Here is a 3,203-nt window from a genome sequence, read left to right as displayed (position 1 = left end):
GGAGGGAAGGCACTAAGGCTAAGGCCGGTGAAGCGTGGGTCCACGACGGGTCTACGTGGTTCGCCACCAAGGACACGAACACCAAGCCCAGCACGAGCGCGGAAGGCTGGATCATCGCTGCCCGCAAGGGGCGTGATGGTGAGACGACCATCAAGACCATCGGCCCCATCGAGCCGGTCAAGCTGAAATGAATCTGGTCACGCTCGACGAAGCCCGGAACCACATCCGGACCGACAGCGACGCGGATGATGCTTGGCTGAACACGTGGATTCCTGCGATCAGCCAGGCCGTACTGGCTTGGCTGAAGGAGGACTGGCGCGCCTACGAGCCTCTGTCGATGGTGACGGCGAAATCATCGTGGACAGCAATGACGATCCGATCCCTGCTGTTGGGACGGATGATGAATACATCGTCAAGCCGATTGTGGCCGCCGCCTGTCTCGTGGAGCTGGCCCAGCAGTACAGATTCCGCGATGGTTCTGGCGCTGCTGCGGTTCCTTCGCATGCCGGTCATGGATACACGCTCGGCGCTGGCGCGACCAGCTTGCTCAACTCCACGCGCAAGTCGACCGTTCGATGAGCATCGAAGCGGGCAGCCTGCGGCACCGGGTCCGCATCGAGAAGTACGACTACGTTCCAGATTCGAACGGCGACCCTACGCAAGATCCCCTGACTGGAGAAACGCCTCAAGAGTGGGTTCTGTTCAAGGAAGTATGGGCTGCTATCGAGCCGCTGAGCGCTCGCGAGTTCATCCAGTCCCAGGCCGTGCAATCGCAGATCACAGCAAGGATCGTGATCCGCTTTCTTGATGGGCTCGACGCTTCCATGCGGATCGTTCATGTGCGCAAGAACCGAACGAACGTGATCTACAACCCGGCGGCATTTCTTGCGGACAAAGAGTCCGGGCTTGATTACCTGACGATCCCGTGTTCGACGGGCGTGATTGAAGACTAGGGGAATACATGGCTACGCTTTATCCGACCCTCTCTGCGCAAGTCCAGACCGGGACCGTCGATGTTTCTGTGACCTCTGCTGCCGGGGGTGCCGGTCAGACGGTCTCCTACACCGGAGTGACAGACTCGGCGCGGGTTTGGAACCAGGACACGAATCACAAGATCGAATACCAGGTCGGAAGTGGCTCTTGGGTCTCGCTCGATCCGAACAAGGAGGCCGTCCTTGACATCGACATGAGCGCCACGACGATCAAGCTCCGGCTGTCGGAGTTTGCGCCTACCGGCCGAGCGGTTCAGGTCATCTACAACGCGAAGCCCCACGGCGTTCTGGCGCCAGATGCTGAGGGCCGGCCCACGACGTTTGACGATGTGTCCATCGGTCAGGTTGTCACCATCGGCGCTTCTCGTGATGCGCTGGCGACTGACAACGGCAAGACGCTGGTTTTCTCCGCTGCGTACACGTACACCATGGTTCCCGGGCTCCCCGAGGGCTTCAGCGTCGCGGTTCGCCCTCCTGCATCAGGAAACGCCTCGATCGCCAGAACCGCCCCTGTCACTCTGAACGGTGGCACTAGCACGCTGACTCGCGCGCAGGCAAGCAACATTCTGTTCGCCGTGGTCTACCTTGGCGCAGACACCTACGCCGTGACGGGTAGCTAAATGCGTCCGGCCATACTGGGGGCGATTGCTGGTGGCGGTAGCGCCGCTCTAGACACCGATGTTCAGTCGTGGCTGACCCGCGTTGCATCCGCCTCGGGCACGGTCTCTGCTGGCACTCAGGCGGCAGTCAACACGTTCGTTCTTGCTTGTAAGGCCGCGAGCATCTGGACGCTGTTCCGCAGGTTGAATCTGTGTGTTGGCGACTTCAATGCGTCCTTCGTTCCATTGGTCAACACCTCCGGCGGAACGACCGACACGAACATCAATCTGGTGTCGGGGGACTACTCCGAATCGCTGGGCTGGCAGACCGACGGGAGCACCAAGTGCATCAATACAGGCTACACGCCAACCGAGGCGACAGGCGGGCTCTCTGTCTATCTCAGGACCACGCAGACGAGCAACACAACGGCCCGCGTTCCTATCGGATCGCGTAACGCCGGGTCCACCCAGATATACCGCATCGGCGGGAACCTGAGCGACACCGGCGCCACCTCCGGGGGCGTCATCTCCCTATGGGGCGAAAACATCGTGAGCCCGGGTGACTGCCCACAAACGACGGGCGGCCTGACCGCGACGCTGTGGCACGGTGTCAGGACAGCATCCACCGCGGCGAGGCTCTTCAAGGCCGGTGTTTCCGTCGGAACAAGCACAGCCAGCAAGACACCATCGACCCCTGCCGCGGCGCTTTACGTGCTCGCGCAGAACGCAGCAGGCACGGCAGCGAGTTTCCTGGAAAACGGGAGTCGGTTGGCTGGATACGGAATAGACACTGGCATGGATCAAACGCAGGCCGCGGACTACTACACAGCTATGCAAGCATTCCAGACGGCAATGGGCCGCCAGGTATGAGGCCAGCGCTTCTAGGCGCGATTGCTGCTGGCGGTGGAGGGATACAAGCGGCTTGGTCGGCGCTGCGAATCACCGCTTCCCAGATCGTCAAGGGCTCGCCAGGGCGGCTTGACGGCATCAACTGCATCGCAGGCTCCAACATTACCTTGACGATCTACGACAACCCTTGGACGGCAAGTGGCTCGGTCCTCTACACGGGGACGCTTTCAGCGGGTCAGTCGGCGACGCTCTCGCCATCTCCTCTTCGCTGCATAGACGGCTTCTACGCCAGCTTCAGCGGCACGGCCACCTTCGACTTCCAGATCGGGGAATGACGTGCTGATCCAGACCGGAACATTCACCGCGGACGGAAACCGCCGCATCCTGAGCCTGCCGTTCGAGCCCATCGCCTTCTTCATCAAGGGCAACCACGCGGTTCAGTCGGCCATGCACATCGAGGGCCAGTGGTGCGGTCGATCGGTTGGGATTGCGAACCAGGACAGTTTCAATAACGGCATCAGGTTTCACGGATCTGATGTCTACCTCGGCACCGACACGAAGGTTTCTGCGAGCGGTGTAGCTTTCATCTGGTGCGCCATCGGCAAGGACACGAGCACCGATGTCGAGGCCGTCTCGTGGATGGGCAACGGTGCTAACGGCAACGTCATCACCCTGCAAAGCGGTTTGTCTGCGATCGCCGCGCTCATCAAACGAGATTCGACGCTGAGCGGCTTGATCCGGGCGACTGCTCTGGATTCTGTCC

7 protein-coding genes are annotated in these 3,203 nt (G+C 61.0%); all 7 read left to right on the top strand.

Annotated elements, in window-relative coordinates:
* A partial coding sequence (locus x551_RS25975) for a hypothetical protein (protein ID WP_036250613.1) occupies positions 1-191 on the top strand: 191 nt, incomplete at its 5' end.
* A gap of 166 nt (positions 192-357) precedes the next feature.
* Positions 358-579, top strand: a complete 222-nt coding sequence (locus tag x551_RS25550) for a hypothetical protein (protein WP_152543610.1) — start codon at positions 358-360, stop codon at positions 577-579.
* On the top strand, positions 576-953 hold the full coding sequence (locus x551_RS20150) for a phage head closure protein (RefSeq protein ID WP_051495882.1): 378 nt from the start codon (positions 576-578) through the stop codon (positions 951-953). The genes x551_RS25550 and x551_RS20150 overlap by 4 nt, the downstream gene beginning before the upstream one ends.
* 8 nt (positions 954-961) lie before the next feature.
* Positions 962-1,612, top strand: a complete 651-nt coding sequence (locus tag x551_RS20145; protein WP_036250609.1) for a hypothetical protein — start codon at positions 962-964, stop codon at positions 1,610-1,612.
* Complete coding sequence (locus x551_RS20140; protein WP_036250606.1) at positions 1,613-2,461, top strand: hypothetical protein; 849 nt, start codon at positions 1,613-1,615, stop codon at positions 2,459-2,461.
* Between the two features lie 146 nt (positions 2,462-2,607).
* Positions 2,608-2,775 (top strand): hypothetical protein, encoded by a 168-nt coding sequence (locus x551_RS25970; RefSeq protein WP_155935847.1) that lies wholly within the window; start codon positions 2,608-2,610, stop codon positions 2,773-2,775.
* A gap of 1 nt (position 2,776) precedes the next feature.
* Positions 2,777-3,203: hypothetical protein (locus x551_RS20135; protein ID WP_036250604.1), on the top strand; the 427-nt coding region annotated here is incomplete at its 3' end.

The sequence above is a fragment of the Methylibium sp. T29 genome, assembly GCF_000576205.1.
GTDB lineage: Bacteria > Pseudomonadota > Gammaproteobacteria > Burkholderiales > Burkholderiaceae_C > Methylibium > Methylibium petroleiphilum.
Note: the sequence above shows the minus strand (reverse complement) of the source record. Positions and strands in the feature narration are given on the sequence as shown.